Below are 22,340 nucleotides of genomic sequence, written 5' to 3' on the forward strand. Positions count from 1 at the left end.
TCAGCTCACCGCCTTCGCAGCGTCGACCGGGCCGGCCGCACCGGCCCCGGGTGCCTTACGGCGCGGGGTGCGCGTCGCACGTATGCGGGTCCAGGGCGTCAGCAGCCGCTGCACCCCGAGGAGCAGCAGGTCCGCGACGACCGCCAGCAGGACACAGAGCACGGACGCCGTCAGCACCTGGGCCTTGAAGAAACTCGGCAGCGCGTCCTCGATGAGATTGCCGAGCCCGCCCCGGCCGACGATCGAACCGACCGTCGTCAGGGCGATCGTCGACACCGTCGCTATCCGCAGGCCGGCCATGAGCGCGGGCAGCGCCAGCGGCAGCTCGACCTCCCAGAGCAGCCGCCCCGGCCCGTATCCCATCCCGCGGGCCGCCTCCCGCGCCTCCTCCGGCACGGATTCCAGCCCCGCGATGATGTTCCGCACCAGAATGGTGAGCGAATACAGCACCAGGCCGGTGATCACAAGACCGGCCGACAGCCCGAAGAGCGGCAGCAGCAGCGAGAACATCGCCAGCGAGGGAATCGTGTAGAGCAGCGTCGTCAGACCGAGCACCGGCCCGGCGAAAGAGGGCCTGCTCCGCGCCAGCAGGGCCAGCGGAAAAGCGACCAGCAGCCCGATGGCGACCGAGATCGCGGTGATCCACACATGCTGGATCGTGGCGTCGGTGAGCTCCTGGGCCCGGGAGCGGAGGTATTCCCCGCAGATCCAGTCGTTCGCCGCCAGGCATCCTCGCGTGTTCATCCGTCCCCACCTCCCCCGTCTTCCCGGACGTATGTCTGGAACTCATGTCTGAAACCTTTGCCTCGCGACCCTAACCCCGAGCACTGACATTCGCGGAAGCCCGCCACATTCCAGCAACATGGCCTTCACACAACACGGCCCACAATGGGGAATCATGATCCGATTCGAGCACGTCACCAAGAGGTACCCGGACGGCACGACCGCCGTCGACGACCTCTCCTTCGAGGTGTCCCAGGGCGAACTGGTCACGCTCGTCGGACCGTCCGGCTGCGGCAAGACCACCACCATGAAAATGGTCAACCGCCTCATCGAGCCGACCGGCGGGCGAATATTCCTCGACGGCGAGGACATCTCCGCCGTCGATCCGGTCCAGCTCCGGCGCCGCATCGGCTACGTCATCCAGCAAGTAGGACTTTTCCCACACAAAACGGTCCTGGAGAACACCGCGACCGTCCCCCACCTGCTCGGCTGGCAGCGGCGCAAGGGCCGCGAGCGCGCCGCCGAACTCCTCGACCTGGTCGGACTCGACCCGTCCGTCTACGGCGACCGCTACCCGGAGCAGCTCTCCGGCGGCCAGCGCCAGCGCGTCGGCGTGGCCCGCGCCCTGGCCGCCGACCCGCCCGTGCTGCTGATGGACGAGCCCTTCGGCGCGGTCGACCCCGTCGTGCGCGAGCACCTCCAGAGCGAGTTCCTCCGGCTCCAGGCCGCGGTCCGCAAGACTGTGCTGTTCGTCACGCACGACATCGAGGAGGCCGTCCGGCTCGGCGACCGGATCGCCGTCTACGGGCAGGGCACTATCGAACAGTTCGACGCGCCGGCCGCCGTGCTCGGCGCCCCGGCCACTCCGTATGTCGCCGACTTCGTCGGTGCCGACCGCGGCCTCAAGCGGCTCTCCGTCACCCCCATCGAGGAGGGCGACCTCGAACAGCCGCCCGTCCTCCATCTCGACGACCCGCTGCGGAACGCCGCGGCGAAGCTCGCCGAGGAGGGCGCGCGCTGGGCCGTCGTCCTGGACTCCCAGGACAATCTGCACGGATGGATCTCCACCGAGCAGACCGCCTCGTCGGGGACCGTACGCGAACACGCCCGCCGGATGGAGGCGTGGCTGCCCGTCGGCGCCTCCCTCAAGCAGGCGTTCGCCACCATGCTCCAGCACGACGCCGGCTGGATCGCGGTGATCGACAAGGAGGAGACCGGGCGGTTCCTCGGGGTCCTCACCCCGGCCCGGCTGCACGAGGCGCTGCGCCGGTCGATCGACGCGGACGCCCAGGCCATCCCCCGTACCGAGGTCGAGCTGGAGAGCGTCAGCCAGGTCAGTTAGGCCGGAGCCTGCCGCCCATCCACTCCAGGACCGGAGAGACCTCCCGTCGCCAGGTGTTGAAGTTGTGCCCGCCGCTGTCCAGGATGATCGAGGACACCTTCGCGGGCGCCTTCACCTTGTCGATGAACTTCCGCGTGGCCTTGAGATTCCCCTCGCCCTTTCTGGAACTGGTCACAAGGAGGGACGACGCGCCCTGGGGCAGATGGTCCAGACTCCACATCAGATCGGCCCGGTTCCGCAGATCGCGGTTGCCGCGGAAGAGATCACCGGTCGTCGGGTCGACGGCCGCCTTGTAGTACGCGGAGAGACCGGCCGCCGCCGAGAACCGGTCCGGGTGGTGCAGGGCGATCTTCAGCGCGCAGTAACCGCCGGTGGAGTTGCCGATGAAGCCCCAGTTCCGCGGGGCCACCCCGACCCGGTACGCCCCCGACACCGCGCTGGGCAGATCCTTGGCGAAGAAGGTCTCGGTCTGCGGACCACCGGGCACGTCCACACACTCGGTGTCCCGCGGCGGCACCACCGTGGGCCTGAGCATCACCAGGATCATCGGCTGCATCCTGCCCTGCCTGGAGAGTTCCCAGGCCGTCTTCGGATAGCGGAGACCCGTGATCAGGTTCTCCGCCGTGCCCGGATAACCGGTGAGCACCACGGAGGCCGGGAAGGTCTTGCGCGCGTACTCCGGCCGGAAGTACTCGGGCGGCAGATAGACGAACGCGGTGCTGTCGATCCCCGACTTCCGGCCGCCGACGACGACCTTCTGGATCTGGCCCCCGGCCATCGGCCGCGAGCCGCCCGGCACCGGCGACCGCTGCTTCTCCACGATCTTGAGCTGTCTGCCGACGGTCGAGTGGTCCATGACCGCGCCGAGATCCTGCTGCCGTCCGAAGAGGTCGGCCCAGGAACCGTAGAAGAGAAACGAGTGGTTGGCGGCGAGGCCGACGGCGGCGAAGACGGCCAGTTGGGTGGCGAACAGCAGGCCGACCCGGCCGAACACCGCGCGTGACGTACGCCGGGACAGCCGCGGCCACAACCAGATGGTGGCGAAGAACAGCAGCGCGGCCAGCAGTACAGCCAAGGCCAGGACTTTACGACTGGTAAGACCCATGTCGACCGAGTTTTCTCCCGTGAGATTTCCCTGCAGGCTGAGGAACCCACTTCTCGAAAGCCCCGTCCTAGAGATCGCAAAATGTCCGGAGCCGAGAAGAAGAAGCGGACTCGGGCACCACGATCTCTCACCGAGCCACGGGAAGCGATGTCTGTGACGCTAGATGGGGATAAATCGTCATCGGTTCCTGTTTCGGCCTTGTCACCGGGGATATCGCCGGTCCGGCTGACACGCCGTCTGCTTCTCCGGACACAGCGTCTGTTCCACGGCCCCCGGGCCGAGTCCGTCCCCTCGCTGGTCGGCACCGCCTGCACTTTCATCGGTCTGATCGACATCGCCGCCGGTGTCTTCCCCCGCTTCCGCCACAGCCGGATGCACAGCCTCGCCGAGGTGCTGCCCGGAGCGCTCGGCCCCTTCGCCGCCGCGCTCTCGCTGAGCGCCGGCGTCCTCCTGCTGTTGCTCGCCCATGGCCTCAAACGCCGTAAACGACGCGCCTGGCGCGCGGCCGTCGTGCTGCTGCCGGCGGGCGCCGTGGCGCAGTTCGGCTACCGGCACTCACTCCTCGGCGCCGTGCTCTCGGCCGTCCTGCTCGCCCTTCTGCTGCGCCATCGCGGGGAGTTCGCGGCCCTGCCCGATCCGCGCAGCCGCTGGCGGGCCCTGGCGAACTTCGTCCTGATGGGCGCGGGATCCATCGGACTCGGCCTGGTCATCGTCAGCGCGCACCCCCACCGCACCGTCGGCAGCCCGGGTCTGACGGACCGGCTCGAACATGTGCTGTACGGCCTCTTCGGCATGGCGGGCCCCGTCGGCTACAGCGGCGGCGCCGACGGCGTCGTCGGTGACTCCCTCGGCGCGCTCGGCCTGCTCACCGCCCTCACCACCATCCGTCTCGCCCTGCGGCCCGAACACCCGGCGGCCCGCCTCACCGAGGAGGACGAGCGGCGGCTGCGCGCCCTGCTGGCCCGGCACGGCGGCCGGGACTCCCTCGGCCATTTCGCCCTCCGCCGCGACAAGGGCGTCGTGTTCTCTCCCAGCGGCAAGGCCGCCGTCTGCTACCGCGTCGTCGCCGGGGTGATGCTCGCCAGCGGCGACCCCATCGGCGATGTCGAGGCCTGGCCCGGCGCCATCGAACGGTTCATGGACGAGGCCGCCGCTCATTCCTGGACCCCGGCCGTGATGGGCTGCAGCGAAACCGGCGGCGAGGTCTGGACGCGCGAGACGGGACTCGACGCGCTGGAGCTGGGTGACGAGGCGGTGGTGGATGTGCCGGATTTCTCCCTGCACGGACGCGCCATGCGGAACGTACGCCAGATGGTGAAGCGCATCGAGCGCGGTGGCTACGAAACACGGGTAAGGCGCGTCCGTGACCTCTCCGGGGCCGAGCTGGAACGGATCCGGCGGGCCGCCGCAGACTGGCGCGGCACCGATACGGAACGGGGTTTCTCCATGGCTCTCGGCCGGATCGGCGACCCGGCCGACGGCGATTCGGTGATCGCCACCGCGCACGGGCCGGGCGAGGACGCGCCCGGCCCGTACGGCGACCTGAGGGCCGTCCTCCACTTCGTCCCGTGGGGGACCGACGGCATGTCGCTCGATCTGATGCGCCGCGACCGCTCCGCCGACCCCGGGATGAACGAGCTGCTGATCGTCGCCGCCCTGGGCGCCGCCCCCGGCCTGGGTGTGGCGCGGGTCTCGCTCAACTTCGCGATATTCCGCTCGGCCCTCGCCCGTGGTGAACGGCTGGGCGCGGGGCCGGTGCTGCGCTGCTGGCGGGGCCTGCTGGTCTTCCTCTCCCGCTGGTTCCAGATCGAATCGCTGTACCGCTTCAACGCCAAGTTCCGGCCACGCTGGGAGCCGCGTTACGTAATCTTCCGGAGCCCCCGCGAACTGCCCAGGATCGGCTACGCGGCGATGCGGGCGGAGGGCTTTGTGACGATGTCCCTGCCCCGCGTCGGGCGGGGCCGCCGCCCGCGTCCGTGCGCGCACCTCGGCCGGTCCTCCGGCGACCGCGAGGTCCGTACCGCCCGGCTGTCCTGAGCACGCACGCCGGTCACCGCGCCGCCGGTCACCCGCGGGGGTAGTGACCACGGCCGGAAATACCCGCCCCGGGGATCCGCGTCCGGTCCCGGCGAGGGCGTGCCGGGCCCGGCGGTATCCGTAAAGCAGGCCCTAGGGTGGGCGTATGAGTACGTTGCGCGGACGCGGCACGGTCGAGGGCCTGCCGGAGTGGGACCGGTGTGCGGTCATGGGCGTCGTCAATGTGACGCCCGACTCCTTCTCCGACGGCGGCCGCTGGTTCGACACCACCGCCGCCGTCAAACACGGCCTCGACCTGGTCACCGAGGGCGCCGACCTGGTCGACGTCGGCGGCGAGTCCACTCGTCCGGGTGCCTCCCGGGTCGACGAGGACGAGGAACTGAGACGGGTCGTACCGGTCGTGCGGGGGCTGGCGGCCGAAGGCGTCACGGTCTCCGTCGACACCATGCGCGCCGCCGTCGCCGAGCGCGCGGTCGCGGCCGGCGCCGTCCTGGTGAACGACGTGAGCGGCGGCCTCGCCGACCCTGCCATGGTGCCCACCGTCGCCGCCGCCGGGGTGCCGTTCGTGGTGATGCACTGGCGCGGTTTCAGCCAGGAGATGAACAGCCGCGCGGTCTACACGGACGTCGTCGCGGAGGTCGTGGCCGAGCTGCGCGAACGGATCGACGCCGTCGTCGCCGGCGGAATCGCGCCCGAGCGCCTGGTCATCGACCCGGGCCTCGGCTTCGCCAAGCAGGCCGAACACGACCTCGCCCTCCTCGCCCACCTGGCCGACCTGCGCGACCTGGGCCGCCCGCTGCTGGTCGCCGCCTCCCGCAAACGCTTCCTCGGCCGGGTCCTCGCGGGCGGCGAGGGCTCCCCGCCGCCCGCCCGCGAACGCGACGCGGCCACCGCGGCGGTCTCCGCGATCGCCGCCCATCAGGGCGCCTGGGCGGTCCGGGTCCACGAGGTACGGGCGACGGCGGACGCCGTACGGGTGGCGCGCGCGGTCGAGGGCGCCGGCCGGTGACCGCGCTGACGGACAACGAGCAGGTCGAGCTGGCCAACACCACCTTCTACGAGGCCGTGGAGCGCGGTGACCTGGATTCGCTGTCCGGACTCTGGCTGGACGGCGAGGAGTCCGGGGTCTCCTGTGTCCACCCCGGCTGGCCCGTGCTCACCGGCCGGGGCGAGGTGCTGCGCTCGTACGCCCTGATCATGGCGAACACCGAGTACATCCAGTTCTTTCTCACCGATGTGGTGGTGTCCGTCTCCGCCGACACCGCCCTGGTGACCTGCACGGAGAACATCCTCAGCGGCGGACCGGCCGAGAACGGCGGCGAGCTGGGGCCGCTGGTCGGCCAGCTCGTGGTCGCCAGCAATGTCTTCCGGCGCACGCCGGAGGGCTGGAAACTCTGGTCGCACCACGGTTCACCCGTACTGGCCGAAACCACCGAGGAAACGGACGACGAGACTCCCGAGTGAGCGACCCGGGTGATTGTTCCGCGGAGCCCCGGGGTAGGGGCGGCTACCAGCAGCCCCACCCCCCATGGCCCCCACAGAAGAGCAGCACCGGAGCCCGCAGGTAGATTCGAAGAGGGCACCGGGCCGCCCGTCGACAGCCGGGTGCCCCGACGACCAACGACAGCAGGAGTGATTCGCGTGGATCGTGTCGCGCTGCGCGGCCTCAAGGCCCGCGGGCACCATGGCGTCTTCCCCCGGGAGCGCGAAGAGGGTCAGACCTTCATCGTAGATCTGGTGCTCGGCCTCGACACCCGCCCCGCGGCCGCCGCCGACGACCTGGCGAAGACCGTGCATTACGGGGTCGTGGCCGAGGAGGTCGTGGACATCGTCCAGGGAGAGCCCGTCGATCTCATCGAAACGCTGGCGGAACGCATCGCCCAGCAGTGTCTCAAGCACGACGGCGTCCACGAGGTCGAGGTGATCGTCCACAAACCCGACGCCCCGATCACCGTGCCCTTCGACGATGTGACCGTCACCATCACCCGGAGCCGAGTATGAACACACAGAGCGACCCGACCGTCCAGCCGGTGCCCGCCTCCGTGGTCGCGCAGGTGGACGCCGCGGATGTGACCCTCTCCAATCCCCAACGGGCCGTGGTCTCCCTCGGTTCCAATCTCGGCAACCGGCTGGAGACGCTCCAGGGCGCCATCGACGCCCTGGAGGACACGCCGGGCCTGCGCGTCAAAGCGGTCTCCCCGGTGTACGAGACCGAGCCCTGGGGCGTCGAACCCGGCACCCAGCCGTCGTACTTCAACGCGGTCGTCGTGATCAAGACGACGCTGCCGCCGTCCTCCCTGCTGGAGCGCGGCCAGGCCATCGAGGAGGCCTTCGACCGGGTCCGCGACGAGCGCTGGGGACCGCGCACCATCGACGTCGACATCCTGGCCTACGCGGACGTCGTCTCGGACGACCCGCTGCTCACCCTGCCGCACCCCCGGGCCCATCAGCGCGCCTTCGTCCTCGCCCCGTGGCACGACGTCGATCCGGAGGCGCAGGTGCCGGGCCACGGTCCCGTGGCCGAACTGCTGGCCGATGTCGGCCAGGGCGGTGTCCACCCCCGGGGCGACCTGGAACTCCGCCTGCCCGAGTAGTCGTTAGGCTCTGCGGGTCGGTACGGCGGTGACCGCCGGCCGGCCCGCGCGGTACGGACCGCCGCGACAGAGGTCCACCCGGCACGGAACGACGCGGCGGACAGCGATGACGCAGGACACATCGATACGGGTACAGCACATGCCGGTACGGCGCCGGCCGGTACAGCGAGGCGAAGGGCGGCTTTCTCGGTGAAGCAGTTGAGGATCGGCGTGCTGGCCGGCCTGTTCGTGGTGGCCGGGGTGCTCTCCTGGGCCGGTGCCCGGCTGTGGGACTCCATGGGCACGCTGCCGAGTGTGCCGCTCGCCGCGCCCATCGTCCTCGCGGTGATCGCCGTCATCCTCACCGCCACCGCGCTCTCGCTGCGCTCCCGGCTGCGGGCCCAGCGGGAACGGCGTCAGGACGCCAAGGGCGTGGATCCGCTGATGGCCGCGCGCGCGGTGGTTTTCGGCCAGGCCAGCGCGCTGGTCGCGGCGCTGGTCTCCGGCGTGTACGGCGGCACGGGCGTCTTCCTGCTCGGCTCCCTCGACATCCCCGCCCGCCGCGACCAGGCCATCTACGCCGGCTTCTCGGTGCTGGCGGGCATCGCCGTGATCGTGGCGGCCTTCTTCCTGGAACGCGTCTGCAAACTGCCCGACGACTCGGACGACGACAAGAGCGGCGCGGCCCCCGCGGGTCCCGTCTGACAGCCGTCCCGTCCGACAGCCACCACGGCATACGCCGGCCGGCCGCCACCTCGGTGACGGCCGGCCGGTGCGTCGCGGGTCCTCGCTGACCAGGTGTCAGCGGGCGAGGATCAGACTCATCGCCTCGGCACGCGTCGCGGCGTCCCGCATCTGACCGCGCACCGCCGACGTGATCGTCTTCGCTCCCGGCTTTCGGACACCGCGCATCGTCATGCACATGTGCTCGCACTCCAGAACCACGATCACCCCGCGCGGCTCCAGGATCTGCATCAGGGAGTCGGCGATCTGCGTCGTCAGCCGCTCCTGCACCTGGGGCCTGCGCGCGTAGACGTCCACCAGCCGGGCCAGCTTCGACAGCCCGGTGATCTTGCCGTCGGCCGACGGGATGTAGCCGACGTGCGCGACCCCGACGAACGGTACGAGGTGGTGCTCGCAGGAGGACATCACCTCGATGTCCTTCACCAGGACCATCTCGTCGTGGCCGAGATCGAACGTCGTGGTCAGCACGTCCTCCGGTGTCTGCCACAGACCGGCGAATATCTCCTTGTACGCGCGCGCCACCCGGCCGGGGGTCGCTCGGAGTCCCTCACGGTCCGGATCCTCCCCCACCGCGATCAGGAGCTCGCGGACGGCGTTCTCGGCCCGCTTCTCGTCGAATTCACGGATCGGGCCTTCGCCGTCCAGCGTCACCGGGTCGGTCATATGTGCCTCGTTCCTGTGCCGTCCTTCTGGGCGGGCATACGAATGCCGCGCCCCCACAGGCTAAAACCTGGGAGGCGCGGCATCCATTCCGGGCCAGGTGAGGCGCCCGGGATCAGCTCTCGGGACGGTCCTCGGGCAGCGACTCGGTACCCGCGTCGCCGTTTGTCACCCCGGGCAGCCCGCCGTTCGAATTGATCGCGCCATTCGTCAGCGACAGCTCCTTGGGCGAGAGCACCGGCGGCCGCGTCGACGGTGTACGACGCGACGAACCGGTCCACGCCGGACGGGACGGACGCTTGACGATCGTCGAGAAGATCTCGGCGATCTGCTCCTTGTTGAGGGTTTCCTTCTCCAGGAGCGCGAGGACCAGGTTGTCGAGAACGTCGCGGTTCTCGACGAGGATCTCCCAGGCCTCGTTGTGCGCGGTCTCGATGAGCTTCTTGACCTCTTCGTCGACCAGCGCCGCGACCTCTTCCGAGTAGTCGCGCTGGTGCGCCATCTCACGGCCCAGGAACGGCTCGGTGTTGTCACCGCCGAACTTGATCGCGCCCAGCCGCTCGGTCATGCCGTACTGCGTGACCATCGCCCGCGCGGTGGCCGTGGCCTTCTCGATGTCGTTGGCCGCGCCCGTGGTCGGGTCGTGGAAGACCAGTTCCTCGGCCGCCCGCCCGCCCAGCATGTACGCGAGCTGGTCGAGCATCTCGTTACGCGTGGTCGAGTACTTGTCCTCGTCGGGCAGGACCATGGTGTACCCCAGGGCCCGGCCGCGCGACAGGATCGTGATCTTGTGCACCGGGTCGGAGTTCGGAGACGCGGCCGCGACGAGGGCGTGGCCGCCCTCGTGATACGCCGTGATCTTCTTTTCCTTCTCGGACATGATCCGGGTCCGCTTCTGCGGGCCCGCCACGACGCGGTCGATCGCCTCGTCCAGCGAGTGATTGTCGATCAGCTTCTTGTCGCTGCGCGCCGTTAGGAGCGCGGCTTCATTCAGCACGTTCGCCAGATCCGCGCCGGTGAAACCGGGCGTACGGCGGGCGACGGCACCCAGGTCCACGTCCGGGGCGACCGGCTTGCCCTTCTGGTGGACCTTGAGGATCTCCAGCCGGCCCTGCATGTCCGGGCGGTCGACGGCGATCTGCCGGTCGAACCGGCCCGGGCGCAGCAGCGCCGGGTCGAGGATGTCCGGCCGGTTGGTGGCGGCGATCAGAATGACGCCGCCCTTGACGTCGAAACCGTCCATCTCCACAAGGAGCTGGTTCAGCGTCTGCTCGCGCTCGTCGTGGCCGCCGCCGAGACCCGCACCGCGGTGCCGGCCGACGGCGTCGATCTCGTCGACGAAGACGATCGCCGGGGCGTTCGCCTTGGCCTGCTCGAAGAGGTCACGCACGCGGGAGGCACCAACACCGACGAACATCTCGACGAAGTCGGAACCGGAGATCGAGTAGAACGGGACCCCGGCCTCACCCGCGACAGCACGGGCGAGCAGCGTCTTGCCCGTACCGGGCGGACCGTAGAGCAGCACACCCTTCGGGATCTTGGCGCCGACGGCCTGGAACTTCGCCGGCTCCTGGAGGAACTCCTTGATCTCGTGGAGCTCCTCGACCGCCTCGTCGGACCCCGCCACATCGGCGAAGGTCGTCTTGGGGGTGTCCTTGGTGATCAGCTTGGCCTTGGACTTCCCGAACTGCATGACCCGGGAGCCGCCGCCCTGCATCTGATTCATCAGGAACAGGAAGACCACGACGATCAGGACGAAGGGCAGCAGCGAAAGCAGCACCGATACGAACGGGCTCTGCTTCGACGGCGAGACCGTGTATCCCTTGGTGATGTCGCCGTTCTGGAACTTCGTCTGCAGCGTCGAGGCCAGATTGGCGCCCTGGTCACCGATGTAGCTGGCCTGGATCTTGTCGCTGCCATTGATCTTCTGGCCGTCCTTGAGGTCGACCTTGATGATCTGTTCGTCGCCGGTGGTCAGTTTGACCTGTTCGGCGCGGTTCTTGTCGATCGCCTGGACAACCTGACCGGTGTCCACCGTCTTGTAGCCGCCCGACGAGCCGACGACCTGCATCAACACGACCACGGCGAGGACGGCCAGCACGATCCACATGACCGGCCCACGGAAGTATCGCTTCACGTCCATCCATACGGAGCGAAAACGCCCCGTCCCTCCTGCCCGTAGGTAAATGCTGCTATGAGAAAAGACTGTTCTTGGGACGGTACCCCAGCATTGTCACCCGCGACCGCAGTGGACTGGCGACAAACCCGTCTTCCCATGCTCCAACGCCGGGAGGGGTGCTGGGGTTCCCGTCGCGGCGAAGCCTTTCCCGGAGACTTCGCCGCTCCGCGCGGGCGCCCACGGGGCTTCCGGGGCACCGACACGCTCAGCCGCCGTAGACGTGCGGCGCGAGCGTGCCGACAAAAGGCATGTTGCGGTACTTCTCCGAGTAATCCAGGCCATATCCGACGACAAACTCATTCGGAATGTCAAAGCCGATCCACTTGACGTCGATCGCGACCTTCGCGGCATCCGGCTTGCGGAGCAGAGTGCAGACCTCCAGCGAGGCCGGCTCCCGGGAACCGAGATTCGAGAGCAGCCACGACAGGGTCAGACCCGAGTCGATAATGTCCTCGACGATCAGGACGTGCTTGCCCTTGATGTCGGTGTCCAGGTCCTTGAGGATCCGGACCACGCCGGAGGACTGGGTGCCGGCCCCGTAGGAGGAGACGGCCATCCAGTCCATCGTCACGGGGGTGGACAGCGCGCGCGCCAGGTCCGCCATGACCATCACGGCGCCCTTGAGGACCCCGACGAGAAGCAGATCCTTGCCCGCGTACTCCGCATCGATCTTCGCGGCCAGTTCGGCCAGCTTCGCGTCGATCTCTTCTTTGGTGATGAGCACCGACTGGAGGTCGTTGCCCATGTCCTTGTCGTCCACCCGCATCACTTTCGTTGTCGGCCAGGGGTCCGGGGCTTGTGGCCCGGGAGACACAGCCGTAGTGCTTGAGCGCTTCAGCCCTGCCGGACGACCAGTCTGCCACCCTGCCTCCTGGCCTCCACGCGGCCGGGCAGGTTGATGGCTCCCTGGCCGCGCCAGCCCGTGATCAGGCGGTCGACCTCTTCGATGTGCCGGGCGAACAGGGAACCCGCGGGGGCGCCCGCAGCGATGAGCGCGCGCCGCAGCACTCTGCGGCGGACCGCGGGCGGCAGCGCGTACAGCTTGGCGCACTCGAGCTGCCCCGCGCCGTCCCGTACGCGGCTGTCCGCCTCGGTGGCCCAGGCGTCCAGGGCGTCGGCGTCGTCGCGGGAGAGCTGGGCCGTACGGGCCAGGGCCTCCACGACGCCCTTGCCGAGCGCCTTCTCCAGGGCGGGCAGGCCCTCGTGCCGCAACCGCGAGCGGGTGTACGCGGGGTCGGCGTTGTGCGGGTCGTCCCAGACCGGGATCGACTGGACCAGGCATGCCTTGCGGGCGGTCTGCCGGTCGAGCTGGAGGAAGGGGCGGCGGTAGCGGCCGGCCGGTCCCGAGACGGCCGCCATCCCGGCCAGGGAGCGCGTGCCGGAGCCGCGCGCGAGCCCCAGCAGCACGGTCTCGGCCTGGTCGTCGCGGGTGTGCCCGAGCAGCACCGCGGCGGCACGGTGGCGCTCCGCGGCGGCGTCGAGAGCGGTGTAGCGGGCGTCGCGGGCGGCCGCCTCGGGCCCGCCCTCCCGGCCCACGGTCACGGCGACGGACTCGACGGGGTCGAGCCGCATGGCTCCGAGCCGGGCGACGACCTCGGCGGCGCGGAGCTCGGAGCCGGCCTGCAGGCCGTGGTCGACGGTGACGGCGCCGGCCAGCACGGAGAGTCTGGGGGCTTCGAAGGCCAGTGCGGAGGCGAGCGCCATGGAATCGGCGCCGCCGGAGCAGGCGACCAGCACGAGCGGCTGCCCGCCGGAGGCGGGGGGCGTCTCGGAACGCTCGGTGAGGATGTCGTGGAGTACGCGGCGTACCGCCAGGCGTATCGCCGCGACCGCAGGATGGGGACCCATATCCGGTGCCCTTCGTGATGTTTTTTGGGGGTGCCTCGGTCGGAGTCAGGACGGGGAGCGTCACTCAGAGTGCGTCGATGGTGACAGAACCGAGCCATTACCCGAGCATTGCACGCCTATCCCTCACTCACGGTCCCTCGGATGGGTGATACCTCCGGCGCTCTTCCGCCCCGGCCGGAACCCGCTCAGGAATCCGCCTTGCGGTGCACCCGCGCGATCCAGTCCGCCGGTTTGGCGATCTCCGCCTTGGTCGGGAGGGTGTTGGGCGAGGTCCAGACGCGGTTGAAGCCGTCCATGCCGACCTCCTCGACCACGGCCCGTACAAAACGCTCCCCGTCGCGGTACTGGCGCAGCTTGGCGTCCAGCCCGAGGAGCTTGCGCAGCGCCTGGTCGAGACGGCTGGCGCCGCGGGCCCTGCGCTGCTGGAACTTCTCCCGGATCTCGGCGACCGTGGGCACGACCTGGGGCCCCACCCCGTCCATCACATAATCGGCGTGGCCTTCGAGCAGGGACATCACGGCGGTCAGCCGGCCCAGGACCTCGCGCTGGCCCGGGGTCTGCACCAGTTCGACGATGCTCCGGCCCTTCTCGTCCTCCTCGCCCTCGGGACGGCCCCCGGAGAGCGACTGGGCGGCCTCGCGAAGGCGTTCGAGCACGGTCATCGGATCGACATCTGTCTCGTCGAGGAATGACTGGATTTCGCCCCGCAGATGGTCCCGCAGCCACGGCACACCGGTGAACTGCGTGCGGTGGGTCTCCTCGTGGAGTGCGACCCAGAGCCGGAAGTCGTGCGGGTCGACGTCCAGTTCGCGCTCGACGTGCACGATGTTGGGCGCGACGAGAAGGAGCCGGCCGCCGCCGGTCCCGGCGGACGGGAGATCGCCGCCCGCGGGCGCGAATGTCTCGTACTGGCCGAGCACCCGGGACGCCATGAAGGACAGCAGCATGCCCAGCTCCACGCCGGTCACCTTGCCGCCGACCGCTCCGAGCACGGCGCCGCCCGGCGTGGCCGAGCGGCGTTCCTGCATCTTCTCGAAGAGCGGCTTGAGCAGTTCGCGGAAGCCCGCGACGTTCGCCTTCACCCAGCCGGCCCGGTCGACGATCAGGACCGGGGTGTCCTGGGGCCGGTGGCCCTCGGGGATCATCCGCGTGTAGCCGCGGACGTGCAGCTCCGAGGACTTGGCGTGCCGTCGCAGCTCGGCGACGATCTCGCGCGCCTCGTCCCTGGTCACTTCAGGACCGGGCCGTACCAGCCGGGTCGCGGTCGCCACCGCGAGATTCCAGTCGACCATCTCGGCACCACCGATGCTCGTCATGCGTCAACCGTACGTGGTCGGCCCGGGATGCGGAGTGGTGGCGACGGCCCTGTTCCCGTCCCGTCCCGTCCTCCGGGCGCCCCGGGCGGCCCGGAGCCATGCGGCGGAAGCCCCCGGAGCGGCCCCGGGCGCGGTGGGCCGTCAGGGAACGTCAGGGAACGAGGGCCGCGGAGAGCCGGTCCAGGGCCGCCTGGGCGGCGTCGGGCGCGGGGGTGGCTCCGGCCATGAAGGCGAACGCCAGCAGCCGTCCTCTGGTGTCGACGACCGTACCGGCGAGCGTGTTCACCCCGGTGAGCGTGCCGGTCTTGGCCCGGACGAGTCCGGTGGCGGGCGCGGCGTCCGCGTACCGGCTCTGGAGGGTGCCGCTGAATCCGGCGACCGGCAGCCCGGTGAGGACGGAACGCAGCTCGGGCCTGGCCGGGTCGGCGGCGCGCGCCAGCAGCGCGGTGAGCAGCGCCGCGCTGGCCCTGTCCTTGCGGTCGAGACCGCTGCCGTCCGCGAAGCGGGCCCCGCCGAGCGGCAGTTTGAGCTTCTTGAGCCGCGCGGTGACGGCCCGTTCCGCGCCGGCGAAGCTCGCGGGTTCGCCCGCCGCGATGGCGGTCTGGCGGGCCAGGGCCTCCGCCGTGTCGTTGTCGCTGTCGGTCAACGCCCGTTCGACCAGGGCGGCGAGGGGGCGCGAGTACGTCCTGGCGACGGGCTTGGAGCCGTTCGCGGGCCGGTGCGGAGCGGAGGCGGCGGACGTCTTGATGCCGCGGTCGCGCAGCAGCCCGGCGAAGGCGTCGGCGGCGTCACCCGCCGGGTCGCCGCTGCGGGGCGCGGGCCCCCGGGTGGACTTGTCGAGACGGCCCTGTCCCGACATCAGCGCGGTGACGGGGGCGATGTTGTCGTTGGGTCCGATGGGATGCAGACGCGGTCCCGAGTAGAGGGAGACGTCGTAGCCGACCTTGACGGTGGTGACACCCCGGTCGCGCAGGGCCCGCGCGGTGTCGTCGGCCAGGGCGCGCAGTCCAGTCGCGTCGAGTGTGGCGTCGCCGCCGCCGACCAGGGTGACCGCCCGGCTGTCCCGGGCCGCCACGACCGTGGTGGCGATGCGGTGGTCGGGGCCGAGTGCGGAGAGCGCCGCGACCATGATCGCGATCTTGACCGTGGAGGCCGGTGTCATCGGGGTCCCGGCGCTCTTGCCGTACAGCTCCTTGCCCGTCGCGACATCGACGACCGAGGCCGTACGGGTACGGCCGAGCGCGGGGCTGTCCAGGAGCGGGCCGAGCTTCTTGCCGAGCCCGGCGGGCGCGGTGCCGGGAACGCCGACCGCGGCGAGCACCGCGGGCGCGCTGGGAGCGGCGTCCGGGGCGCCGGGGGCCGCCGTGTCGTGATGTGCGCCACCCGTGCGGCTCTGGACTGCCGCCCACTGCCGCTCGGCCCTACGCTGGCCGGAGTCCCACGGGCCGGCCGCGGCCACCGCGCCGGCGGCGAGCGTCAGACCGACAACGACGGCACCTGCCGTGAGCTGCCACACTTTCGGCTCAAGCACGGCTGAACAGCCCCTTTCGCGATCACACAGCTGCGTGGGGGACACTTAATCACTGCGCCTTGCCACGAGCATGGCACCCCGGTCGGCAGCGGGCCTGTCAGGCCGGGGTCCGGGGGGTCCTTCTCCACGGAGACGCAGCATCACCGGACATATGTGTTGATCATGGAGGAGCCTCCCGTGGAGTTCGACGTCACCATCGAGATCCCTAAGGGTTCGCGGAACAAGTATGAGGTGGACCACGAGACCGGTCGGATCCGACTTGACCGTCGTCTCTTCACCTCGACCAGCTACCCGGCCGACTACGGCTTCGTCGAGAACACCCTCGGCGAGGACGGCGACCCGCTGGACGCGCTGGTCATCCTGGACGAGCCGACCTTCCCGGGCTGCCTCATCAAGTGCCGCGCCATCGGCATGTTCCGGATGACGGACGAGGCCGGCGGCGACGACAAGCTGCTGTGTGTCCCGGCGTCCGACCCCCGGGTGGAGCACCTGCGTGACATCCACCATGTCTCGGAGTTCGACCGCCTGGAGATCCAGCACTTCTTCGAGGTCTACAAGGACCTGGAGCCCGGCAAGTCCGTCGAGGGCGCCGACTGGGTCGGCCGCGCCGAGGCCGAGGCCGAGATCGAGGCCTCGTACAAGCGCCTTGAGGCACAGGGCAACGCGCACTGAGCGCGTACCGCGTATGACCGGCGGACAGCCGGACGGACGACGGGCGGCGCACCCTTCCCGGAGGGTGGGCCGCCCGTCGTCCGTGTGGGTGCCCGCCCATGTCCGTGCCCATACTGGGCAGACGCGGACCCGGACGAAGATCGATCGCACGGACCGCTGATCGGGGCGGATGACTGACGGGGCCGGCACAGCAGGGAGTGAGGACGTGAACAGTGGTCGCCGAGCCGCACGGTGTTGAGGACCGCAAGCCGCTGTCGGACGAGGCACACAGCGCGTTCACTCCCCCGCTCGGGGTGGAGCGGCCCCCGGTCCCCGAGGACGACCGGCCGACGTCGGAGTTCGCGGTCCCGGACGGGCTGAACGCGGAGCCGTCGGCGGAGACCGAGAGGTCGGCGTTCGAGTCACCGGGCGGCGCGCGGACCGGCCACCCCTCCCGGCTGTCGCCTCCCGCGTTCACTCCCGCCCATGGCGTCCCTCTGGCCGGGCTGACCAACGAGGCCCCCTGGCAGGACCGGATGCGCACGCTGTTGCGGATGCCGGTCGGCGAACGCCCGGTGCCGGAGCCGGTGCAGCGGCACGACGACGAGGGGCCCGCGGTGCCCCGGGTGCTCGACCTGACGCTGCGTATCGGTGAGCTGCTGCTGGCCGGCGGCGAGGGCGCCGAGGACGTCGAGGCCGCGATGTTCGCGGTCAGCCGGGCGTACGGGCTGGACCGCTGCGAGCCGAACGTCACCTTCACCCTGCTGTCGATCTCCCATCAGCCGTCGCTGGTCGAGGACCCGGTGACCGCCAGCCGGACGGTACGCAGGCGGGGCACCGACTACACCCGGCTGTCCGCCGTCTACCGGCTCATCGACGACATCACCACCGAGGACACGGACGTCACCCTGGAGGAGGCGTACCGGCGGCTGGCGGAGATCCGCCGCAACCGGCATCCGTATCCCGGATGGGCGCTGACGGTGGCGAGCGGGGTCCTGGCCGGGTCCGCCTCCGTGCTGGTCGGTGGTGGCCTGGTGGTGTTCGTGGCCGCGGCACTCGGCGCGATGCTCGGGGACCGGCTGGCATGGGTGTTCGCCGGCCGCGGGATGCCGGAGTTCTATCAGTTCGTGGTGGCCGCGATGCCGCCCGCCGGGATGGGAGTGGCGCTGACGCTGCTGAGCGCCGCCGCGCAGTGGGAGGTGCGGCCCTCGGCGGTGATCACCGGCGGGCTCTTCGCGCTGCTGCCGGGACGGGCCCTGGTGGCCGGTGTGCAGGACGGTCTGACGGGCTACTACATCACCGCGTCCGCCCGGCTGCTGGAAGTCATGTACTTCTTCATCGCGATCGTCATCGGCGTGCTGATCGTGCTCTATCTGGGTGTGCAGCTCGACGCGCAGCTCAATCCGGACGCGGCCCTGCACACCGCCGAACGGCCCGTGGTGCAGATCCTCGCCGCGGTGGTGCTGAGTTTCGCCTTCGCGATCCTGCTCCAGCAGGAGCGTTCGACGGTGCTGATGGTGTCCCTCAACGGCGGCGTCGCCTGGACGGTCTACGCGGCGATGCATGACACGGGCGACATCTCGCCGGTGGCCGCGACGGCGGTCGCGGCCGGTCTGGTGGGGCTCTTCGGGCAGCTCTTCTCGCGCTACCAGTTCGCGTCGGCGCTGCCGTACGTCACGGCCGCGATCGGGCCGCTGCTGCCGGGATCCCCGACGTACTTCGGCCTGCTGGGCATCGCGCAGAACAATCTGGACCGCGGGCTCGCGTCGCTCTCCAAGGCCGCGGCGCTGGCCCTGGCCATCGCCGTGGGGGTGAATCTCGGTGGCGAGATCTCCAGGCTGTTCCTCAGGGTGCCCGGCGCGGGCCGGGCTTCGAGCCGCCGGGCGGCGAAGCGGACGCGCGGTTTCTGAGAGCCGTACGGCGAGCCGCGCGGCGGGGCCGGTACCGGCCCCGCCGGATTCGCCCGGGTCAGCGCTTGGCGTGACGTCCGCGCGGGCCGCCGGGCGGGGTCTCTGAGGACACGGACGTACCGTCGGCGCCGTCCGCCGTCCGCGCGGCCTTCTTGGACTTGGAGCGCGCCCGCAGGAATTCGATCACGATCGGCAGCACCGAGATCAGCACGATGGCGATCAGGATCATCTCGATGTTCTTGTGGACGAACTCGATCTTGCCCAGCGCGGCACCCAGCAGGGTGACGCCCACGCCCCAGAGCGTGCCGCCGACGATGTTGAAGATGATGAACGACCGGTAGTTCATCCGGCTCACACCGGCGATGATCGGCGTGAACGTCCGGACGACCGGCACGAAGCGCGCCAGGACCAGCGACTTGGGGCCGTACTTCTCGAAGAACTCGTGCGCCTTCTCGACGTTCTCCTGCTTGAAGAGCTTGGAGTCGGGCCGCTTGAAGAGCGACGGGCCGACCTTCCGGCCGAAGAGATAGCCGACCTGGTCACCGATGATCGCCGCGAGCGCCACCAGCGTGCAGACGAGCCAGAGCGGGGACTTCAGCGTGCCGGATGTCACCAGCAGGCCGGTGGTGAAGAGAAGGGAGTCACCCGGCAGGAAGAAGCCGATGAGGAGGCCGGACTCGGCGAAGACGATGACCAGGACACCGATCAGTCCGAAGGTCCCGATCAGATAGTCCGGATCCAGCCAGCTGGGGCCGAGCGCAAGGGTGGTCACGGGTTCCGGACTCCTGTGTCGATAGTCGGTCGATCGTCGATTCGGCGTGGTCGGCCGCCCACAAGCTATCAACGCCCGGCCGCCGCTCCAGGTTCCACCCGTCCCTTCGACATGGGCTCTACGCATACCGGTACAAAGCTTTGCGTCACCAGGCTTCGGGCGGCCGTCCGGCCCCCGGAGGGCACCGGTCCCCGGGGAAGGCGGACGCACATGGGCATCGAGGAGTACGGCGGCGGACAGCGGTCCTGGTCCGACGTTCTGGTCGTCACCACCAATGACGTTCCCGGCCATCAGGTGCTGAAGGTCATCGGTCAGGTCTTCGGCCTCAGCCTCCGGTCACGGCATCGGGGCGGCCAGCTCGGCGCCGGACTCAAGTCGATGATCGGGGGTGAGCTCAAGGGCGCCACGAAGACCCTCGTGGAGAGCCGCAATCAAGCGATGGAACGTCTGGTCGAGCAGGCACGCTCGCGCGGTGCCAACGCCGTGCTGATGATGCGCTTCGACGTGACCGAGGCGTCCGACGCGGGCACGGAGGTGTGCGCGTACGGCACGGCCGTCGTGATCAACGAGCCATAGCGGGCCCGGCCCGACCACCCCCGGCGCGACCACCCCCGGCCCGGCGCCGGACCGCTCACCCGGTCCGGCCCTACTGCGGCGGCGCCGCCGTGAGCCGAACGGCACACACCCCACGCACCCGGCGAGCCGATCACCCCATTTGTCCGTATCGTCAGCCTCGTCAGCGTGGCCAGCGTCGGACACGGAGCGAGGACGGGAAGCCGATGTCACTTCACCGAGGCGGGTACCGCGCCGCGAGCGGCTCCGCCGAAGAGTCCGAGAGCGAGCGCGCCGAGCGGCTCAGACTGTCGCTCAACCCCTTCTTCGGGGAGGCCGATCCGGTCAGCGGGATGGCTTCCGCCCCGCCCACGCACCGGCTTCCCGACGGCCCCATGCCGCCCGCCACGGCATATCAGCTCGTCCATGACGAGCTGATGCTCGACGGCAACGCCCGGCTCAACCTCGCCACGTTCGTGAGCACCTGGATGGAGCCCCAGGCCGAGCGGCTGATGTCGGAGTGCTGGGACAAGAACATGATCGACAAGGACGAGTATCCGCGCACCGCCGAACTGGAGCGGCGCTGTGTGGCGATGCTCGCCGACCTCTGGAAAGCTCCCGACCCGGCGGCGGCCGTGGGCTGTTCGACGACCGGCTCCAGCGAAGCCTGCATGCTCGCCGGAATGGCGCTCAAGCGCCGCTGGAGCAAGCGCAACGCGTCCCGCTATCCGGCGAGCGCCCGGCCCAATCTCGTCATGGGTGTCAATGTCCAGGTGTGCTGGGAGAAGTTCTGCGCCTTCTGGGAGGTCGAGGCGCGTCAACTGCCCATGGAGGGCGACCGCTTCCACCTCGACCCGGAGGCCGCCGCCGGCCTCTGCGACGAGAACACCATCGGGGTCGTGGCCGTGCTGGGCTCCACCTTCGACGGCTCGTACGAACCGGTCGCGGAGCTGTGCGCGGCGCTGGACGCGCTCCAGGAGCGCACGGGCCTCGACATCCCCGTCCATGTCGACGGGGCCTCCGGCGCCATGATCGCGCCGTTCCTCGACGAGGATCTGCTCTGGGACTTCCGGCTGCCGCGCGTCTCCTCCATCAACACCTCCGGGCACAAGTACGGGCTGGTCTATCCGGGCGTCGGCTGGGCGCTGTGGCGCTCGCAGGCCGAGCTCCCCGAGGAGCTCGTCTTCCGTGTGAACTACCTGGGCGGTGATCTGCCCACCTTCGCGCTGAACTTCTCCCGGCCGGGCGCACAGGTCGTCGCGCAGTACTACACCTTTCTGAGGCTCGGCCGGGACGGCTTCCGGGCCGTCCAGCAGACGGCCCGGGACATCGCGGGGAAGCTTGCCGCGCGGATCGAGGACCTGGGCGACTTCCGGCTCATCACCCGGGGCGGCGAACTGCCCGTGTTCGCCTTCACCACCGCGCCCGGCGTGCGGAACTACGACGTCTTCGACGTCTCCCGGCGGCTGCGCGAGCACGGCTGGCTGGTGCCCGCCTACGCCTTCCCCGCCAACCGCGAGGACCTCACCGTCCTCCGGGTGGTCTGCCGCAACGGCTTCTCCGCCGACCTGGCCGATCTGCTGGTGGCCGATCTGAGCCGGCTGCTGCCGGAACTGCGCCGCCAGCCGCGCCCGCTGAACCGGGACAAGTCCGTCGCCACCGCCTTCCACCACTGAACGGGCCCCCGCCCGGGGCTCCGCCCTGCGGGGGCAGGCGTGATCAGTGGTGATCCCCTTCATGGGGGATCCCGGTCGCGTACGGGTTCTCCTCGCCCTCGGCGAGCACACCCGCAAAGGTCTCGCCCTCCCCGGCGAAGGTGTACGCGCCACCCTCGATGCGCTTGATCAGGCCCCGCGTCCACGCCGCCCCGGCGTCCGCGGAATGGACCCACAGATTCATGATCTCGCCGATGTGCCCGAGCTGCTCCGGCCCTTCCTCGGGCACATAGTGCTCGGTGACCGAGGCCCGCCACGCCTCGATCGCGCGCACCCGCTCGCCGAGCAGCTCGACGGCCTCGGAACGCGGCAGATCGACGACGAAGCCGATCCCCGCCGACAGCACGTCCATCTTCTGGTCGTACGACGTCAGCGACTCACGCAGCAGCCTGAAGTACTCCTCGCGGCCCGCGTCGGTGACCTCGTACTCGGTCCTCGGCGGCCCGCCCGCCGTGCTCGGCGCGACCTCGTGCGCCAGCAGCACGCCCTGCTTCGCCATCTGCTTCAGCGCGTGGTAGATCGAGCCGGGCTTCGCGTTGGACCACTCATGGGCGCCCCAGTACTCCAGGTCGTTGCGGACCTGGTAGCCGTGGGCCCGCCCGTGCCGTCGGACCGCCCCGAGCACGAGCAAACGGATCGCTGACATTCCCCCAGGCTAAGGGCTGTCCCGGTCACGGCCCCC

Annotated in this window: 21 protein-coding genes; 11 read left to right on the plus strand and 10 right to left on the minus strand. The window is 70.2% G+C overall.

Translation table 11 applies throughout. The features are described 5' to 3' along the window. A complete protein-coding gene (locus ABZ707_RS19660) occupies positions 1–744 on the minus strand; it encodes an ABC transporter permease (protein ID WP_360176145.1) in 744 nt (247 codons plus the stop codon). A gap of 154 nt (positions 745–898) precedes the next feature. Between ABZ707_RS19660 and ABZ707_RS19665 the strand changes: the two genes are divergently transcribed. Beyond that, positions 899–2,065, plus strand: coding sequence for a betaine/proline/choline family ABC transporter ATP-binding protein (locus ABZ707_RS19665; RefSeq protein ID WP_360176148.1), 1,167 nt, complete (start codon positions 899–901; stop codon positions 2,063–2,065). On the opposite strand, the gene ABZ707_RS19670 is transcribed toward ABZ707_RS19665, so the two are convergent. Further along, positions 2,058–3,170, minus strand: coding sequence for an alpha/beta hydrolase-fold protein (locus ABZ707_RS19670; protein ID WP_360176151.1), 1,113 nt, complete (start codon positions 3,168–3,170; stop codon positions 2,058–2,060). The two genes, ABZ707_RS19665 and ABZ707_RS19670, sit on opposite strands and share 8 nt — an antisense overlap. A gap of 147 nt (positions 3,171–3,317) precedes the next feature. On the opposite strand from ABZ707_RS19670, the gene ABZ707_RS19675 reads away from it, so the two are divergent. The 6 genes from ABZ707_RS19675 (at position 3,318) to ABZ707_RS19700 (ending at position 8,485) form a co-directional block, all read left to right on the plus strand. Continuing rightward, on the plus strand, positions 3,318–5,207 hold the full coding sequence (locus tag ABZ707_RS19675; protein ID WP_360176154.1) for a phosphatidylglycerol lysyltransferase domain-containing protein: 1,890 nt from the start codon (positions 3,318–3,320) through the stop codon (positions 5,205–5,207). A gap of 145 nt (positions 5,208–5,352) precedes the next feature. After that, positions 5,353–6,216, plus strand: a complete 864-nt coding sequence (gene folP, locus ABZ707_RS19680) for a dihydropteroate synthase (protein WP_360176157.1) — start codon at positions 5,353–5,355, stop codon at positions 6,214–6,216. Then, on the plus strand, positions 6,213–6,671 hold the full coding sequence (locus ABZ707_RS19685) for a nuclear transport factor 2 family protein (protein WP_360176160.1): 459 nt from the start codon (positions 6,213–6,215) through the stop codon (positions 6,669–6,671). Before folP ends, ABZ707_RS19685 begins: the two co-directional genes overlap by 4 nt. A gap of 177 nt (positions 6,672–6,848) precedes the next feature. Continuing rightward, positions 6,849–7,208, plus strand: coding sequence for a dihydroneopterin aldolase (folB, locus tag ABZ707_RS19690; protein ID WP_360176163.1), 360 nt, complete (start codon positions 6,849–6,851; stop codon positions 7,206–7,208). Next, positions 7,205–7,801 carry a 2-amino-4-hydroxy-6-hydroxymethyldihydropteridine diphosphokinase gene (gene folK / locus ABZ707_RS19695; protein WP_360176166.1) on the plus strand — a complete coding sequence of 199 codons (597 nt, stop codon included), beginning with the start codon at positions 7,205–7,207 and terminating at the stop codon, positions 7,799–7,801. The genes folB and folK overlap by 4 nt, the downstream gene beginning before the upstream one ends. Before the next feature lie 189 nt (positions 7,802–7,990). Next, positions 7,991–8,485, plus strand: a complete 495-nt coding sequence (locus ABZ707_RS19700; RefSeq protein ID WP_360176169.1) for a DUF3180 domain-containing protein — start codon at positions 7,991–7,993, stop codon at positions 8,483–8,485. Positions 8,486–8,581: 96 nt separating this feature from the next. On the opposite strand, the gene folE is transcribed toward ABZ707_RS19700, so the two are convergent. The 6 genes from folE to dacB all read right to left on the minus strand — a co-directional run bounded on the left by folE (position 8,582) and on the right by dacB (position 16,058). Further along, on the minus strand, positions 8,582–9,187 hold the full coding sequence (folE, locus tag ABZ707_RS19705) for a GTP cyclohydrolase I FolE (protein ID WP_360176172.1): 606 nt from the start codon (positions 9,185–9,187) through the stop codon (positions 8,582–8,584). A gap of 112 nt (positions 9,188–9,299) precedes the next feature. Continuing rightward, entirely contained in the window at positions 9,300–11,327 is a 2,028-nt protein-coding gene (gene ftsH, locus ABZ707_RS19710) for an ATP-dependent zinc metalloprotease FtsH (protein ID WP_360176175.1), read from the minus strand. Positions 11,328–11,568: 241 nt separating this feature from the next. Beyond that, on the minus strand, positions 11,569–12,129 hold the full coding sequence (gene hpt, locus ABZ707_RS19715) for a hypoxanthine phosphoribosyltransferase (RefSeq protein ID WP_030354476.1): 561 nt from the start codon (positions 12,127–12,129) through the stop codon (positions 11,569–11,571). A 68-nt stretch (positions 12,130–12,197) separates the two neighbouring features. Then, complete coding sequence (gene tilS, locus ABZ707_RS19720; protein ID WP_360176179.1) at positions 12,198–13,211, minus strand: tRNA lysidine(34) synthetase TilS; 1,014 nt, start codon at positions 13,209–13,211, stop codon at positions 12,198–12,200. 185 nt (positions 13,212–13,396) lie between these two features. Next, the gene (locus ABZ707_RS19725; protein ID WP_360176182.1) at positions 13,397–14,527 is read right to left on the minus strand and encodes a zinc-dependent metalloprotease; all 1,131 of its coding nucleotides are present in this window, start codon (positions 14,525–14,527) and stop codon (positions 13,397–13,399) included. Positions 14,528–14,678: 151 nt separating this feature from the next. Next, positions 14,679–16,058: a D-alanyl-D-alanine carboxypeptidase/D-alanyl-D-alanine-endopeptidase gene (dacB, locus tag ABZ707_RS19730; RefSeq protein WP_360176185.1), complete on the minus strand. Its 1,380-nt coding sequence runs from the start codon at positions 16,056–16,058 to the stop codon at positions 14,679–14,681. 177 nt (positions 16,059–16,235) lie between these two features. On the opposite strand from dacB, the gene ABZ707_RS19735 reads away from it, so the two are divergent. After that, a complete protein-coding gene (locus ABZ707_RS19735; protein ID WP_319679733.1) occupies positions 16,236–16,730 on the plus strand; it encodes an inorganic diphosphatase in 495 nt (164 codons plus the stop codon). Between the two features lie 212 nt (positions 16,731–16,942). Then, complete coding sequence (locus ABZ707_RS19740; protein ID WP_360176192.1) at positions 16,943–18,619, plus strand: threonine/serine exporter family protein; 1,677 nt, start codon at positions 16,943–16,945, stop codon at positions 18,617–18,619. A gap of 58 nt (positions 18,620–18,677) precedes the next feature. On the opposite strand, the gene ABZ707_RS19745 is transcribed toward ABZ707_RS19740, so the two are convergent. Continuing rightward, complete coding sequence (locus ABZ707_RS19745; RefSeq protein WP_360176195.1) at positions 18,678–19,391, minus strand: VTT domain-containing protein; 714 nt, start codon at positions 19,389–19,391, stop codon at positions 18,678–18,680. Between the two features lie 210 nt (positions 19,392–19,601). Between ABZ707_RS19745 and ABZ707_RS19750 the strand changes: the two genes are divergently transcribed. Together ABZ707_RS19750 and ABZ707_RS19755 are read left to right on the plus strand one after the other, a co-directional pair. After that, the gene (locus ABZ707_RS19750; protein ID WP_360176198.1) at positions 19,602–19,967 is read left to right on the plus strand and encodes a YbjQ family protein; all 366 of its coding nucleotides are present in this window, start codon (positions 19,602–19,604) and stop codon (positions 19,965–19,967) included. Positions 19,968–20,170: 203 nt separating this feature from the next. After that, a complete protein-coding gene (locus ABZ707_RS19755; RefSeq protein ID WP_360176201.1) occupies positions 20,171–21,619 on the plus strand; it encodes a glutamate decarboxylase in 1,449 nt (482 codons plus the stop codon). Between the two features lie 43 nt (positions 21,620–21,662). On the opposite strand, the gene ABZ707_RS19760 is transcribed toward ABZ707_RS19755, so the two are convergent. Next, on the minus strand, positions 21,663–22,304 hold the full coding sequence (locus tag ABZ707_RS19760) for a PadR family transcriptional regulator (protein ID WP_360176204.1): 642 nt from the start codon (positions 22,302–22,304) through the stop codon (positions 21,663–21,665). Positions 22,305–22,340 lie beyond the last annotated feature (36 nt).

It is taken from the genome of Streptomyces sp. NPDC006923, from assembly GCF_040635655.1.
Taxonomy (GTDB): domain Bacteria; phylum Actinomycetota; class Actinomycetes; order Streptomycetales; family Streptomycetaceae; genus Streptomyces.

What these genes read in the sequence shown, in the direction of transcription:
- tilS (WP_360176179.1), bottom strand. Translation starts at nt 13,211, where the DNA reads ATGGGTCCCCATCCTGCGGTCGCGGCGATACGCCTGGCGGTACGCCGC.
- ABZ707_RS19725 (WP_360176182.1), bottom strand. Translation starts at nt 14,527, where the DNA reads ATGACGAGCATCGGTGGTGCCGAGATGGTCGACTGGAATCTCGCGGTG.
- hpt (WP_030354476.1), bottom strand. Translation starts at nt 12,129, where the DNA reads ATGCGGGTGGACGACAAGGACATGGGCAACGACCTCCAGTCGGTGCTC.
- folP (WP_360176157.1), top strand. Translation starts at nt 5,353, where the DNA reads ATGAGTACGTTGCGCGGACGCGGCACGGTCGAGGGCCTGCCGGAGTGG.
- ABZ707_RS19665 (WP_360176148.1), top strand. Translation starts at nt 899, where the DNA reads ATGATCCGATTCGAGCACGTCACCAAGAGGTACCCGGACGGCACGACC.
- ABZ707_RS19670 (WP_360176151.1), bottom strand. Translation starts at nt 3,170, where the DNA reads ATGGGTCTTACCAGTCGTAAAGTCCTGGCCTTGGCTGTACTGCTGGCC.
- ABZ707_RS19660 (WP_360176145.1), bottom strand. Translation starts at nt 744, where the DNA reads ATGAACACGCGAGGATGCCTGGCGGCGAACGACTGGATCTGCGGGGAA.
- ABZ707_RS19755 (WP_360176201.1), top strand. Translation starts at nt 20,171, where the DNA reads ATGTCACTTCACCGAGGCGGGTACCGCGCCGCGAGCGGCTCCGCCGAA.
- ABZ707_RS19760 (WP_360176204.1), bottom strand. Translation starts at nt 22,304, where the DNA reads ATGTCAGCGATCCGTTTGCTCGTGCTCGGGGCGGTCCGACGGCACGGG.
- ftsH (WP_360176175.1), bottom strand. Translation starts at nt 11,327, where the DNA reads ATGGACGTGAAGCGATACTTCCGTGGGCCGGTCATGTGGATCGTGCTG.
- ABZ707_RS19675 (WP_360176154.1), top strand. Translation starts at nt 3,318, where the DNA reads ATGTCTGTGACGCTAGATGGGGATAAATCGTCATCGGTTCCTGTTTCG.
- folK (WP_360176166.1), top strand. Translation starts at nt 7,205, where the DNA reads ATGAACACACAGAGCGACCCGACCGTCCAGCCGGTGCCCGCCTCCGTG.
- folE (WP_360176172.1), bottom strand. Translation starts at nt 9,187, where the DNA reads ATGACCGACCCGGTGACGCTGGACGGCGAAGGCCCGATCCGTGAATTC.
- ABZ707_RS19750 (WP_360176198.1), top strand. Translation starts at nt 19,602, where the DNA reads ATGGGCATCGAGGAGTACGGCGGCGGACAGCGGTCCTGGTCCGACGTT.